The organism is Candidatus Accumulibacter sp. ACC003 (assembly GCF_907163085.1).
Lineage (GTDB): Bacteria > Pseudomonadota > Gammaproteobacteria > Burkholderiales > Rhodocyclaceae > Accumulibacter.
In genome coordinates this window covers 40,705-54,663 of record NZ_CAJQTX010000002.1, presented here as the reverse complement: position 1 = coordinate 54,663, position 13,959 = coordinate 40,705, and the positions used below count along the sequence as shown (strand labels likewise).

The 13,959-nt window shown below is 63.9% G+C and carries 8 protein-coding genes and 2 pseudogenes; 3 read left to right on the top strand and 7 right to left on the bottom strand.

Annotated features, from left to right (window positions below; translation table 11 throughout):
• Window positions 1-23 precede the first annotated feature (23 nt).
• Together QZ656_RS03910 and QZ656_RS03905 are read right to left on the bottom strand one after the other, a co-directional pair.
• Window positions 24-3,815, bottom strand: coding sequence for an EAL domain-containing protein (locus QZ656_RS03910; RefSeq protein ID WP_291992162.1), 3,792 nt, complete (start codon window positions 3,813-3,815; stop codon window positions 24-26).
• 501 nt (window positions 3,816-4,316) lie between these two features.
• Entirely contained in the window at window positions 4,317-5,840 is a 1,524-nt protein-coding gene (locus QZ656_RS03905; RefSeq protein WP_291992161.1) for a helicase HerA-like domain-containing protein, read from the bottom strand.
• Window positions 5,841-5,983: 143 nt separating this feature from the next.
• Here QZ656_RS03905 and QZ656_RS03900 point away from each other — a divergent pair, with 143 nt between their 5' ends.
• Window positions 5,984-6,712, top strand: a complete 729-nt coding sequence (locus tag QZ656_RS03900; RefSeq protein WP_291992160.1) for a YebC/PmpR family DNA-binding transcriptional regulator — start codon at window positions 5,984-5,986, stop codon at window positions 6,710-6,712.
• A gap of 47 nt (window positions 6,713-6,759) precedes the next feature.
• On the opposite strand, the gene QZ656_RS03895 is transcribed toward QZ656_RS03900, so the two are convergent.
• Complete coding sequence (locus QZ656_RS03895; protein WP_291992159.1) at window positions 6,760-7,572, bottom strand: hypothetical protein; 813 nt, start codon at window positions 7,570-7,572, stop codon at window positions 6,760-6,762.
• Window positions 7,573-7,866: 294 nt separating this feature from the next.
• Between QZ656_RS03895 and QZ656_RS03890 the strand changes: the two genes are divergently transcribed.
• Window positions 7,867-9,183 carry an APC family permease gene (locus QZ656_RS03890; protein WP_291992158.1) on the top strand — a complete coding sequence of 439 codons (1,317 nt, stop codon included), beginning with the start codon at window positions 7,867-7,869 and terminating at the stop codon, window positions 9,181-9,183.
• A 46-nt stretch (window positions 9,184-9,229) separates the two neighbouring features.
• Here QZ656_RS03890 and QZ656_RS03885 read toward each other — a convergent pair whose 3' ends face one another.
• The 3 genes and pseudogenes from QZ656_RS03885 to QZ656_RS03875 all read right to left on the bottom strand — a co-directional run.
• Window positions 9,230-9,478: a hypothetical protein gene (locus QZ656_RS03885; RefSeq protein ID WP_291992157.1), complete on the bottom strand. Its 249-nt coding sequence runs from the start codon at window positions 9,476-9,478 to the stop codon at window positions 9,230-9,232.
• A gap of 119 nt (window positions 9,479-9,597) precedes the next feature.
• Window positions 9,598-9,888: pseudogene (locus QZ656_RS03880) on the bottom strand (DUF1214 domain-containing protein); the annotation flags it as partial.
• Window positions 9,889-9,956: 68 nt separating this feature from the next.
• Window positions 9,957-10,331 (bottom strand): annotated as a pseudogene (locus QZ656_RS03875) (DUF1214 domain-containing protein); the annotation flags it as partial.
• A 527-nt stretch (window positions 10,332-10,858) separates the two neighbouring features.
• Between QZ656_RS03875 and QZ656_RS03870 the strand changes: the two are divergent.
• The gene (locus QZ656_RS03870; RefSeq protein WP_291992156.1) at window positions 10,859-12,343 is read left to right on the top strand and encodes a putative transposase; all 1,485 of its coding nucleotides are present in this window, start codon (window positions 10,859-10,861) and stop codon (window positions 12,341-12,343) included.
• Here the strand turns inward: QZ656_RS03870 and QZ656_RS03865 are convergent.
• Window positions 12,327-13,895, bottom strand: a complete 1,569-nt coding sequence (locus QZ656_RS03865; protein ID WP_291992155.1) for an IS66 family transposase — start codon at window positions 13,893-13,895, stop codon at window positions 12,327-12,329. The two genes, QZ656_RS03870 and QZ656_RS03865, sit on opposite strands and share 17 nt — an antisense overlap.
• Between the last annotated feature and the right edge of the window lie 64 nt (window positions 13,896-13,959).

The following is a 13,959-nucleotide window of genomic DNA, read 5'->3' as shown; positions in this document are numbered from 1 at the left end:
CTTCTCTCTGGCTGGATAAAAGCTCAAGGAGCGGGACTGCCTTTGCGTACGTCATGAAAATGAAAGGCGTCTCGGACGTTTTCCAGCAGCGCGTCGTCCCCCCATGGCTTGGTCAGGAACTTGTAAATTGCCCCCTGGTTGATCGCGTCGGTCACCGAAGCCAGGTCGCTATAGCCCGAGAGAACCATGCGTACGGTGTCCGGGTAGAGCTCCTTGACGCGTCCCAGGAAAACGGTGCCGTTCATCACCGGCATGCGCTGGTCGGAAATGATCACCTGCACTTCGTTGGTCGCCAGCAGTTCAAAGCCTTCGGCGGCACTGCCGGCGGTCAGGATCCGGTAGCCACTGCGACGGAGCAGCCGTTTCAAGGCGTTCAGGATATTCGCCTCGTCGTCGACCAGCAGCAGCGTGCGCAGCGGGCCATCTTCTGCCGCTGAAAATGACAGTCGCTTTCCAGAAACCAGGAGCGCGGCGAAATCATCGGCCGGCAAGGGACGGCTGAAGTAGTAGCCCTGCATCTCGTCGCAGTGGTGCTGACGCAGATAATTCATCTGTCCTTCTGTTTCCACGCCTTCGGCGATGACCGTCATCTTCAGGCTGTGGGCCAGGCCAATCACCGCTTTGCAGATCATGGCGTCGTCCGGATCGGTGGTGATATCGCGAACGAAGCTGCGGTCGATTTTCAGGTGGTTGATCGGGAAGCGTTTGAGATGGCTCAGCGACGAGTAGCCTGTTCCGAAGTCATCGAGCGAGATCAGGATGCCGAGCGCGCGCAGCGCGTGCAGGATGCTCACCGCCTTGTCGATGTTGATCATCGCCGTGCTTTCGGTGATTTCAATTTCGAGCAAACGAGGTGACAGTTGGTTGGCCTCAAGAACGGCGCGAATCGTCTCGGCCAGGTTGGCCTGCAGGAATTGCCGGGCAGAGAGGTTGACGGCGATCGCTGGCACCGGTGGCCCCAGCGATTGCCACTGGTGGATCTGCGCGCAGGCGGCATTCAGCACCCACTCGCCGAGTGGCACGATGAGTCCGGTTTCCTCGGCCAGGGGGATGAACTCTACGGGCGAGATCATCCCCCGGTCCGGGTGCGGCCAGCGTACCAGCGCTTCGGCACCCACCACATTGCCACTCATCAGGCCCACTTTCGGCTGATAGTGCAGCTCCAGTTCGCCGTTTTCGAGCGCCCGGCGTAGCGCACCTTCGAGCACGATCCGCGTCGATAGCCGCCGATTCATGTCTTCGGCGAAGAACTGGAAAGAGTTGCCGCCGCCGGACTTCGCGCTGTGCATCGCCGCGTCGGCATTCTTGAGTAGGCGCCCGGCATCATCGTCGTCGCGCGGGTAGACGCTGATTCCGGCACTGGCGGTGACAAAGATCTCGCTGGCGCCATCGGCTTCGAACGACACCGGTAGGGCTACGGCGTGCAACAGCTTTTGGACCAGCGGCAACACCGCCTCGGTGTTGCTCATCTCGCTGATCACGACGGCGAACTCATCGACCGACAGGCGCGCGACGGTATCGCCTTCGCGCAGGGCAGCGACCAGCCGTTGGGCGATTTCGCAGAGCAGCGCGTCGCCAGCTGGTCGGCCAAAATTGTCGTTGATTGACTTGAAGCGGTCGAGGTCAAGCAGCATCACCGCCACCTGTCGGCCGCTCCGCTGGGCGTGTACCAGGGCCTGTTGGACGCGGTCAAGGAAGACCACGCGGTTCGGCAGGGCGGTAAGCTCGTCGTAGCGGGCGCGATGATCCAGCTCGTGCTCGATGCGCGTGCGTGTGGCTGTCTCGCGCAGGCTGGCCATACCGTAGGCCAGATCGTCCGCCAGCTCGACGAGCAGCCGGACCTCGCCCTCGTCGAACACCTCTTGCTCCGCCGAGTAAATGACGAGCGCGCCAAACACGGCGTTGCGGCCGCTGAGCGGCAAGGCAATCACCGAGACAAAACCGTATTCGCGCGCTGCCGACTGCCAGGGTAGGAAGGCGGGCTCGCGGCCGAGATCGTGCACGATCACCGGGCGCTTCTCGCGCACGCAGGTACCGACGGGGCCACGTCCGCGTTCGCGGTCGGCCCAGGTGATCTGCAGTTGTTCGACGTAGCCGGTGGTGCCGAACTGCGCGGCCGGCGAGACACTCTGCGCTTCGTCGTGCTCGACAAAACCGACCCACGCCAGCCGGTAACCACCCAGCTCGACAATATGACGGCAAATCGCGTCGAGTAGCCCGCTTTCGTCCTGCGCGCGTATCAGTGCTTCGTTGCAGGTCGACAACATGCGCAGGGTGCGGTTGGCACGGATCAGTTCCTGTTCGGCCGCGAGCTCCGCAGTAATGTCGCGGACCGCGGCAGTAACGAAGCTTCCCTGTCGCGTCTCGAGTGGTGAGAGGCTGATTGCCGCGAAGAAATGGCTGCCATCTTTTCGCCTGGCCTGGAGTCCCTTGCGCCAGCTCATCAGTCTCTTGACGGGTGCCGCACCATACTGCTCGCGATGTGCACGATGGCCGGAACGCATGGCCTGCGGCAGGAGCTCGTCGACCGACAGACCGAGCAGCTCTTCGCGCGTGTAGCCAAACAGGGTTTCGGTTTGTTGGTTGACGATGACGATTTGCCCCTTGGCGTCGACAATTACAAAGCCATCTGTTGCCGATTCCAGCACACCACGGAAGCGCTGCTCGCCGGCCTCGAGTGTCTCGGTTCGCTCGGCGACTCGTTGTTCGAGTTCGGCGTTGATTTTCCTGATCTCGTCGTTATGGTGTTCCGAGGCCTCGGCCATTTCGTCGAAGGTGCGTGCCAGGTCGCCAAGCTCGCCTTCGCGGTAGGGGGCACCGACGCGAGCCGAAGCGTGTCCGGCGACCAGCTTCCGGGCGGTGCGGGAGATTTTTGCGATCGGCTGCCAGATCAGCCGGCTGGCAAGCAGCCAGGCGGCGCTCAGGCCGAACAGCGCGATTGCCAGTATTGACCAATAAGCGCGCCGGAGCGTGGCGTCTGGCGCCGCGTAGAGTGAGCTGGCCGGTACGGTGATGCCGATGTAGATGCCGGCGCTTTCGTACTCGCCGGTCGGCGCGCTGTAGCCGATCACCCGCTCAATACCGTCGAAGCCTTGCGTTTCGATCAGGCCCTGCCCGCCTTTTTCTGCCGCGATGCGCACCAGCGGCAGGTCGGGGAACGACTTTCCGGTGAGCTGCTCGGCGTCGGGGTAGCGGAAAAGGATCTTGCCGTCGCCATCCCACAGGTGAAACACAAGGCCGTCGATGAGGTTGGCCTTGACAAAGCGTTCGCTGAACAAGCTCAGGTCGACCGCAGCTATCAGCGCGCCGACAATCTCGCCGGGTTCGTCCAGAATCGGCCCAGCTACCGGCAGTATTGCCCTGCCAGACGTACGACCGATCACCGACAGGCCTACAACCAGCTCCTTCTCGGTGATCATCTTGCCGAAGTAGGCGCGATCGCCGACATCGGGAAGCGGCCCTTGGTGGGCCAGCGCGCTACAGCGACCGCGACCGCGACCATCGGTCACTACGATATTGGCAAATTCCGGCGCGTTGCCGTGAACGGCAGCGAGGATGCGCGAGCACTCCGGCTCGGCAAAGCTGCGAATCGCCGGCAGCAGACTCAGTGAAAAGTGGAGAGTACGGGTAGCGCCGATGATCCGGTTGAGCTGTCGGCTGGCCCGCGCCGCGGTGGTCCGCAGCTGCTCGCGCGCCTCGGCAAGTTGCAACTCACGGTTCTGCTGGGCCGTCGAATAAACCAGCAAGGCCGCGGGTGCCAGGATCAGCACAATAAGCAGGGCCAATCGGCTTCGGATACTCGCGAGAAAGGCCATGGCCGCTGACTCCTGCAGAGTTCACATGTGTCGTCGCCGCGGCTCGCCACTTGCTTGGCCAGCCACGGCTGCTGAACGCAGGCGCGTCGTGTGACGCGCCACGCTGGAAGATCTCGCTTATACCATGCAATGCTGGCGTCTCGGCCTTCGCATGTCTGCCACTCGCTCTGCAGCGCGGCAAATGCCACTTGCGCCTTGGCGCGTCTTCAACACGCGAAAACCTGATTCTGAATCAAACGCTTGCGACGCAAGTAGACTTCCAATGGTGGAACAAGCGTTAGGTGTTGGAGCGTGCAAGCCGTTTTCCCGTTCCCGCTGGCGCGTGCTGATGGCCATCGGCGTGGGGCGGCGACGGTCGCTTTGCGGACGTTCAGCCTGCGGCTGTCGCCTTGCTTCAAGGTCCTTGAAGAAGGTCGCCTGCGCCCGTCGGGGTAATGAGCGCACGAGCAGGCCGAGCCTGCGACCGGGCTTTTTCGCCCGATGAATCGGGCGATGTGTCGTTCAGCGTCGGCGTGAGCCGCCGCCGAGGAGCGATCCGAGGACGCCGCGAATGAGCTGGCGGCCGACTTGCGAGCCGATCGCCCGTGCCGCACTCTTGGCGGCGGTGGTGGCGACCGAGTCACCGCGCGAGCGACCGCTGCTCGAGCCGCCGCCGAAGAGGTCGGCGAGACCGCCGAGCCAGCCGCCTCCCGACGATTCCGGCTCGCTCGCCGGGGCCTCCTTCTGGGCACCTGCATCGTGCTGGCCGGCCGCCTGCGCGGCCCTCAGCATCTCGTACGCCGACTCGCGATCGACCGCCGCCTCATAGTGGCCGTAGATCGTCGAAGCCTTGATCACTGCCTGCCGCTCGTCGGCGGTCTGCGGTCCCATGCGCGACGCCGGTGGTAGCACGAAGGCGCGTTCGACGACCTGCGGCCGCCCCTGCTCGTCGAGGAAGGAGATCAGCGCCTCGCCGACGCCGAGTTCGGTAATCGCCGTTTCGGCGTCGAAGCGCGGGTTGGCGCGCAGCGTTTGCGCCGCCGCCTTGACGGCTTTCTGGTCGCGCGGCGTGAACGCGCGCAGCGCGTGCTGGACGCGGTTGCCGAGCTGGCCGAGGACGCTGTCGGGGATGTCGAGCGGATTCTGGGTGACGAAATAGACGCCGACACCCTTCGAGCGGATCAATCGCACGACCTGCTCGATCTTTTCGAGCAAGGCCGCCGGCGCTTCGCTGAACAGCAGGTGCGCCTCGTCGAAGAAGAAAACCAGTTTCGGTTTCTCGAGGTCGCCGACTTCGGGGAGCTGCTCGAAGAGCTCGGCGAGTAGCCACAGCAGGAAAGTCGAGTACAGCCGCGGCGAGGTCATCAGCTTGTCGGCGGCGAGGATGTTGACCACGCCCCGGCCGTTGTCGGTCTGCATCAGGTCGGCGATGTCGAGCATCGGCTCTCCGAAGAAAACGTCGCCGCCCTGGTCGCCGAGATTCAGCAAGCCGCGCTGGATGGCGCCGATCGACGCCGCCGAGACGTTGCCGTATTCGCTGCTGAAAGTCCTGGCGTTCTCACCGACGTGCTGCAGCATCGCTCGCAGATCCTTCAGGTCGAGCAACAGCAGGCCGTTGTCGTCGGCGATCCTGAAGACCATCTGCAGGACGCCGGTCTGGGTATCGTTGAGCGTCAGCAGGCGCGCCAGCAAGACCGGCCCCATGTCGGAAATTGTCGCCCGCACCGGATGACCCTGCGCGCCGAAAACGTCCCAGTAGGTGACCGGACATTTCGCCGGCGTGTGTTCGGTGATACCCAGCTTGTCCAGGCGCGCCTGCATCTTGGCCGAGACGCTGCCGACCGCCGCCAGCCCCGACAGATCGCCCTTGACGTCGGCCATGAACACCGGCACGCCGTTCGCCGAAAAACGTTCCGCCAGCACCTGCAGGGTGACCGTCTTGCCGGTGCCGGTGGCGCCGGTGATCAAGCCATGCCGGTTGGCCAGCGCCGGCAGCAGCGCCAGTTCGCGATCCTGGTATTTGGCAATGATGAGTGGGTTGACCATGAGCGACTCCGGAAAATGGTGACGGGCAGGGATGGCAAAAACGGGAGGTGCTAGAATGCCGACCTTGATTATCAACCATTCACGGCCAGGTTTGTTGCCCCGGCAACGCCTGCAGCATGATCGACATCAGTAGGGGTCTCAGCATGTCAGGACATTCCAAATGGGCCAACATCCAGCACCGCAAGGGCCGCCAGGATGAAAGGCGCAGTGCATCCTTTTCCAAGATAGCCAAGGAAATCACCGTCTCGGCGAGGGCCGGCGGCGGCGACGCGGCGTTCAACCCACGGCTGCGGGTGGCGATCGACAAGGGCAAGGGCGTCAACATGCCCAAGGACAAGATCGATAACGCGATCAAGAAGGGCACCGGCGAGCTCGAAGGCGTCGACTACGTCGAGATCCGTTACGAGGGCTACGGGATCGCCGGCGCGGCGGTGATCGTCGATTGCCTGACCGACAACAAGACGCGCACCGTCGCCGACGTCCGCCACGCTTTCAACAAGTACGGCGGCAACCTCGGCACCGATGGCTGCGTCGCTTTTCAGTTCAAGCACTGCGGGCAGTTGCTGTTTGCCCCCGGCACCGACGAAGGCGCGCTGATGGACGCCGCCATCGAAGCCGGCGCCGAAGACGTGCTGAGCAACGACGATGGCTCGGTGGAAGTGATCACCGCGCCGAACGACTACATCGCGGTCAAGGACGCGCTGGCCGCCGCCGGCTTCGAGTCCGAGTACGGTGGCGTGACGATGAAGGCCGAGAACGAGAACCCGCTCTCGGACGACGACTCGCTGCGCATGCAGAAACTGATCGACGCGCTCGATAGCCTCGACGACGTTCAGGAAGTATTTACCAATGTCGTCATGGACGACGAGTGATCCGCCGGAGCAGCACGCTGCGCTAAGCGACCACCGACGCTCCGGCGCTATTCGCTCGCTGTGCTGGGCTCTGCCGGCTTGCCGGCGGTAGCGGCGGCGGATTTCCTCAGCGCCTTGCGCCGGACCTGCCGCGCCTCGCGGACGATGCCGCGAAGGTGGTTGCACTGGCTGACGATGGTCACCAGGACGCTGGCCGTCCAGGCAAAGGTGAACATCCCCGAGATGGCAATAATCGGTGCGAGCATGTGCCATTCCGCCGACAGTTCGAGGCCGCTGCCGATCGTCGTGTAGGACAGCGCGGCGAAGCGTGCAGCCGGTACCCACCCGGGGATGATGCCACCATAAACCAGTGCCGCCGACCAGATAACGATCGAACCCAGGTGCAGAGCGAGCATCCGGAAGACCGTGAAGCCAAGCAGCAGATCAACGCTCCACCACGCCGGGCGCTGCTCGATTATTTTCGCGCGCTTGTCGAAGCGACCGGTCAGCAGGCGCAGTCCGATGGCCTGCAAGATGACGACGGCGACCAGCACGCCGCCGCCGTAGAAGAGGTCGGGCAGTGGCAGTGCCTCCATGATCGGCACTTTGGCCTCGATGTAGGCTTCCACGGGCGCCAGTTCGCCCGGCAGGGCACTGACCACTCTCTGCGGCAGCTTGGCCAGGTCAGCGGGCGCTTTCTCGACGGCCTGCGGTAAGGCCTGGACGTCTTTCGACAGTTTCTCAACGGTTTGCGGTAGCTTCGCTTCGACCCGGTCCACCAGCGGTGCCAAGGCGCTCGCGTCGTCAGCCGGCTGCGCCGCTGCAGACGCCTTTGCCGGAAGCTCGCTTGCCGTTTTCTCGATGCTTGTTGTATCGGCCACCCTGGACAACTCCCCCGCTGCAAGCAGCGCACCTGGACCAGCTCACGAGCATGGCCGTCGCCGCGTCGCCCTGGTCTCGAGAGGCGAGCACCAAGGCCCGCGCTGACTGACAGATCGTCGATTTCCCCTCGGCGCCTGGCCAGCAGGCTGCGAGTATACTAGCTCCGCCGCGGGTTTGCTGCGCCTTGCCAGCGCCGCCGCGGCCACTGTGTACCGGCCGATCTGGCAGCCGAGTTGAGGCAACCGTCTGAGGCGTTTCTGGCGCACTGATTTCGTCGATAGAAGGGGCCGGCCATGAAACAGGAGAGCGGTAGCGGACGGATCAGCGTGCGCGGGGCGATCGCGCTGGGCGTTGGCTCGATGGTCGGAGCCGGCATCTTCGCGCTGATGGGCGAAGCGGCGGCCAGGGCGGGATCGGCGGTCTGGCTGTCGTTTCTGATCGCCGGCATCATTGCGCTGCTGACGGGATACTCGTTCGCACAGCTTGGCGTTCGCTATCCGTCGCGCGGTGGCGTCGTCGAGTACCTGGTCAAGGCCTACGGCCCGGGGCTCTTCTCTGGCGGCTGCTCGATCCTGTTCTATATCGCGCAGCTGATCGGCATGGCGATGATCTCGCTGGCCTTCGGCAAGTTCGCGGCCAAGCTCCTGGGTCTCGGCGAAACGGACCTGCTCTTCTGGGAACGGCTCCTGGCGTCCGCTCTCATCGTCGGTCTGGCGGCGCTCAACCTGGTCGGCGCCAAGTTCGTGAGCACCGCGCAGCGGCTGGTCGTCCTCGCCAATCTGGCGCTCCTGGCGCTCTTTACGCTAGGGCTGTCGACGCACGCGGACGTGGCTCGACTTTCGGTCGAGACCTGGCCCGCCGCCAGCTCAATACTCGGCAGCCTCGGCCTCACCTTCTTTGCCTTTACGGGCTTTGCCGTGGTCAGCAATGCCGCCGAGGACATGGCTTACCCGACTCGCGACCTGCCGCGGGCGATGTACGCGACAATCGGGATCGTGCTGCTACTCTATGTCGCCCTCGCTTTGGCGGTCACGGCCAGCGTCGATGGACAGTCTCTCACCTCGAGCGGGGCAACGCTCCTGGCGGTAGTGGCCCGGCACAACTTCGGCGCCATTGGCTTCCACGTCCTGCTGGTCAGCGCCATCCTGGCCACCGTCACCTGTCTCAATGGCGGCTTCTTCGGCGCCACCAGCATCACCTATACGCTTGCTGAGAACGGCCAGTTGCCGTCTCGCTTCGGACAAAAAATCGGCATGAGTTCGCGCGGCTTGACCATCTCCGCGGCGCTCGCCCTGGTGATGGTCAACTTTCTGACGCTGACGACCGTCGCATCGCTGGGCAGCGCGACGTCGCTACTGGTTTACTCGCTGGTCAACTTCGGCGCGTGGCGGCTCCTGAAGGGCGGCGGCTGGCATCGGGTCGCCATCCTGCTGAGCATCGTCGCCTGCCTGTTGGCGATCGTCGTCTGGGCTTTCGACACCTTCCAGACTTCGCCCGGCTCGTTCGCGATCTTCCTCTCGTTCCTCGTCATCGCCTTCGTCGCCGAGGGCTTGCTGCAGCGCTATCACGGCAGGAAGATCCTGGCGCAAGAACACTGGGAGACATCATGATTGCCGCCAGGCTGGAAAGGTAGAGCCGGCGCCTGCGCGACGCGGATCAGCGAGGGCAGGGTGCGGCGAGCCTGGCGCCCGAGCCGCTGTCGCCGCGAGAGAACGACTTGCGACCGGCAGCGTCGCCGCTGTAGTTATAGCCCGGCATCGGCAGCGACCAGCCCGGCGTGGCCGGCACCGCGGCAAGTCTCGCGTATTGGCCCGAGAACCAGAACTGCACGCCGCCTTCGCCAGCGAAGCTATTGGGAGAAGAAGCAAGGGCACACGCCGAGACGACCGCCAATACGTGGCGCACGCGCCGCGTACTGGCTGCCGCCGCATCGTCACTGACATTCAGCGGTCATGGCCCGTCGGCGCCTCGCCAGCGACCGGTGTCGACGGCTTCCGCTCGATTGAAGCGGGCAGGCAAGGCGCTTAGCGAACCAACTCGACCTCGCTCGGCCGCCAGGCCTGGGTGAAGAACGGCTCGAGCGGACTGTAGAGGTGCAGTATCGGGATGAATCCCTTGTTGGGCATGGTCTGGATCCAGTTGCCGCGCGTGACGCCCCTGGCTTGCGTCGGTCCGAAGTAAATGATCGTCGAACCATCGCTGCCCGCCTCGGCGGCCGGCGATGGATAGCTCTGGCTGCCGGCGCGCGGGTAGCGCTGCGGCGTGTCGAGCATCGAGCGCGTCATCGTGTCGTAGCGCGTAAACGACCAGAATTTCTCGGCCATGAATTCGCGGGCCGCTGCTTGCGCAGCAGCCGGCGTGTTTCACCAGTGAACTGGGGTGACTACTTCACCTTCATCACCGCTGGCGGCGTCCAGTCGCCCTTGCCCAGAGGCAGGATGGTGGGAGACTCTTCCTTCGGCCAGTACATGCGCAGGGTGAGGAGGAATTCGCCGGCAGGAGATGGCAGCCAGTTGGCTTCTTTGTCGGCGCCGGGGGACTCATGCTGGAAGTAGAGTGTGAGCGCCCCGTCGTCGTTGAACTTTGGATGGTCGCGCATGCTTTCGGTGAACTTGTTCAGCGCGTTCGGATAAAACCACCAGCCGCCGTCATCAAAATACATCGTGATGGACCAGAAGCCGTCTACCGGCGGCGTCTGTCCTTTCGGGAAAGTGAGGGTGTATTTGTGGGCACCATCGAGCTTGTCGCCGTTTCCGTCGACGAAGGTCGTGGACCACCGGTCGTCGCGGTCGCCAGCTGATCATGTAAGCCGCCTTCACAGCGCTATCTGGCCGAATTCGGGACTTCGCTTTCCCCAAGCTGCGTGACGCGGTCGCCCGGAATTCGGTGGCCGCGACGCTAAAACGGCCGGATGCGCGCGATCTTCGCTGACGGCGCCGCCGCGCGCCGCGACGGCCCGCTCCCGGCCCTCCGGCGTTCATGCCTGCGGGGTAAATCCAAAAAAGACATTTGCAGAGGGGGCGCCCAGCGCTCCGGCCCGGGCTCGTCCAACAAACGGATCAGATCGTGGCTTCGCACGATCTATCCTCAGACAACCTGATCTCGGCGCCATGACGTTTGCACGATCGTCATTCTAAATCCGTAGCAGTTCATGAGGTTAGGTTGCCGGACGAGCAGCAGTTCGGGTTTGTGGCGGGGGGGCGTGTCGGATATTGCGAAGATACCGAGAAAGGTAGATAGTACGCGTTTTTGCTCGGCGCCACGCGGAGCTTGCTGGAGATTCGGATGCCCCAACTGCTGTTGCCGATTTTTCCTGATGCCGTCACGCCGGTCAAGGAACTGCTGTCTGTCGGGAAAGAGGATGGACAAGTCGTGTATTTCCACGGGGTCCTGCCGGTGTTCAGTCATGCCGAGGACGATCTGGCGACGTTCCGGATGATTACGGCGCAGTTTATCGCGCAGGGTCATTTACGCGTGGTGGACGTGTCGCGCGCCTTCGGGGTGCCCGCGTTGAGTGTCAAGCGTGCGTTGAAGCGCTATCGACAGGAGGGGCCGAAAGGATTCTATGTTCCGCCGCGGCGCCGTGGTCCGGCGGTGCTGACGGCAGAGGTGTTGAAGCAGGCGCAGGCCTTGTTGGACGAGGGCCAAACGGTACCCAGCGCGGCGGCTGAACTGGGGATCAAAAGCGACACCCTGTCGAAAGCGGTGCGCGCTGGGCGGCTGCATGTTCCGGCGGCGAAGGGGACCTGCGCGCTCGTCGTGAGCACCAAAAGCGAGCGGAGCGCACTCGACAGCGCCGCCCCGATGGGGGTTGGGGCCAGCAACGTGGAAGCCCGGGTGGCGGCTAGCGTGGGTGGGCTGAATGCGGTGCTCCCGCAGTTCCAGTTGGCCGTCGACGTGCCGCGTGGCGGCGTGTTGTTTGCGCTGCCCGCCTTGCTGGCAGTTGGGCTGCTCGAAGGAGCGGAGGGGCTTCCCCTGCCACCGGGCTACTATGGGATTGACAGTCTGTTGATGTTGATCGCCTTCATGGCCTTGGCACGGCTGGAATCGGTCGAGTCCCTGCGCACTTGTGCGCCTGGCGAATGGGGCAAACTGCTGGGTCTGGATCGGATTCCCGAAGTGCGCACCCTGCGCGAGAAGATTCAGCTCCTGAGTCAGGGTGATCAGGCCGAAAAATGGAGTGCCGATTTGTGTCGGCGCTGGATGGCGGCGGCGCCGGCACAAGCGGGCATCCTTTACGTCGACGCGCATGTGCGGGTGTATTACGGCGAGCAGACCAAGCTGCCGCGCCACTACATCGCGCGGCAGCGGCTGTGCCAGCGGGCGACGGCCGATTACTGGGTCAACGCGATCGACGGGCAGCCCTTCTTTCGGGTCACGCAAGCCGTCGATCCCGGCCTGATCAAGGTCCTCGAGGGCGAGATTCTACCCCGTCTGGAACGGGATATCCCGGGCCAGCCGAACGCCGAAGTGCTGGCAGCCGAACCGTTGCGCCATCGCTTCACCCTGGTTTTCGATCGCGAAGGCTATAGTCCGGAGTTGTTCAAACGCCTGAAGGCTCGTCGCATTGCCTGTCTCTCCTATCGCAAGTACCCCGGTGACGATTGGTCAGCCGAGGAGTTTGTCGACGGAACGGTCGAGTTGCGCAGCGGTGAACGGGTACGCATGCAACTCGCCGAACGGGGCACGCTTCTCGGTGGCGTGTTGTGGGTACGCGGTAAGCGTGCAGCGCACCCACCTTCCCTTGTGCAGATCAGGCGGGTTGTTTGATGGGTAACAACTCGTCGATGCGGCTATTGGGCCAGGTGGGGAGTTTCTCGAGCGTGTCGGTGAGCCAGGCCATAGGCTCGATACCATTCAGTCGGGCGGTGGCGAGCAAGGACTGAATCACTGCGGCGCGTTGGCCGGCGGCCTCGGAACCGGCGAACAGCCAATTCTTTTTCCCCAGGCAAATCGGGCGGATGGCATTTTCGACGGGGTTGTTGTCGATCGGGTAGAAGCCATTCTCGGCATAGCGGGCGAAGGCCGACCAGCGCCTCAAGCTGTAGTCGATGGCCTTGGCAAGGGCGCCGCCGTCGGCGACCGAGCGGCGGGTGTGCGAGAGCCACAGGTGCAGAGCATCAAGCCGCGGCTTGCTGTAAGCCTGGCGTAGCTCGGCCCGTTCCGCCGCCGTTTTCTCCTTGGCCTGCGCTTCGATCGCATACAACTCGCCGATCCGACGCACCGCCTCCGCGGCGATCGGGTTGCCATTCGCCTTGTGCAGGTCGAAGAACTTTCGTCGCGCATGCACCATGCAGGCGAGTTCGATCGTGCCGCCGCGAAACAGCACTTTGTAACCGGCGAAATCATCGACCATCAAGACCCCTCGCCAGCCGTTCAGGAAGTTCACCGCATGCGCCCCGGCCCGGCCCGTCTGGTAGTCGAAGACGACGATCGGCGGATCGGTGCTCAGGTCATTGCTGCGGTAGGCCCAGAGATACGCACGTTTGGTTTTTCCCTTGCCCGGGTCGAGTTGCTGTACCGGCGTTTCGTCCGCATGCAGCATCGTTCCTTGACGCAGCAAGTCGGCGAGGCGATCGCCGAGCGGTTCAAGCGCGTAGCCGATGCGCCCGACCCAGTCGGCCAGGGTCGAGCGCGCCAGCGATACCCCCGAACGAGCCGCCTGCTGCTCCAGACGATAGAGCGGCAGGTGATCGGCGTACTTGCTGACCATGACCCAGGCCAGCAAGGCCGGCGCGGCCAGGCCGCCATCGATCACCGACGGCACGGCCGCTGCCGCCGTCACGGTCGCGCAGGGGCGGCAGGCGTACTTGGGGTAGATGTGGCGATCGACGAAGAACTCGGCCGGAACGATATTGAGCTTCTCGGTCACGTCCTCGCCGATCAGTACCAGCGCTTGACCGCATTGACCACAGGTGCACGTCTCGGGCTCGTGCCGGTGCTCGACGCGCGGCAGCTGTGCGGGCAGGGGCTGACGGCCAGCACGTTCGCGCTTGGGTTTTTCGGGAAGCGGTTGATGCGGCCCCATTTCGGCCGCCTGGCGTTCTTCGGCCAGGCGCGCTTCGCAGACGGCCAGGTCCGCCGCCAGCGTTTCATCGAAGAGGTCTCTGTTGCCGGCGATCAGCGCTTCGCTCTTGACGCCGAATTTCATGCGGCGCAAATGCGCCAGTTCGAGCGTGAGCTTCTCGATTTTGACGTCGCGCCAGTGAATCTCCGTGGCCCGGGTACGTGCGTTTTCGACCAGGCCACCGACCCGCTTTTCCATCCACGCCAGCAGTTCTGGCGAGGGGTCAAAGGCGGCAAGTTCGGTGGCGAAATCCATAACAGATTATACCAAACAGATCGTCCGGAAGGGGCGCAAGTAGCCGCTTTTGCTAGCTTTCTTA

What these genes read in the sequence shown, in the direction of transcription:
- QZ656_RS03910 (WP_291992162.1), bottom strand. Translation starts at nt 3,815, where the DNA reads ATGGCCTTTCTCGCGAGTATCCGAAGCCGATTGGCCCTGCTTATTGTG.
- QZ656_RS03905 (WP_291992161.1), bottom strand. Translation starts at nt 5,840, where the DNA reads ATGGTCAACCCACTCATCATTGCCAAATACCAGGATCGCGAACTGGCG.
- QZ656_RS03900 (WP_291992160.1), top strand. Translation starts at nt 5,984, where the DNA reads ATGTCAGGACATTCCAAATGGGCCAACATCCAGCACCGCAAGGGCCGC.
- QZ656_RS03890 (WP_291992158.1), top strand. Translation starts at nt 7,867, where the DNA reads ATGAAACAGGAGAGCGGTAGCGGACGGATCAGCGTGCGCGGGGCGATC.
- QZ656_RS03870 (WP_291992156.1), top strand. Translation starts at nt 10,859, where the DNA reads ATGCCCCAACTGCTGTTGCCGATTTTTCCTGATGCCGTCACGCCGGTC.
- QZ656_RS03865 (WP_291992155.1), bottom strand. Translation starts at nt 13,895, where the DNA reads ATGGATTTCGCCACCGAACTTGCCGCCTTTGACCCCTCGCCAGAACTG.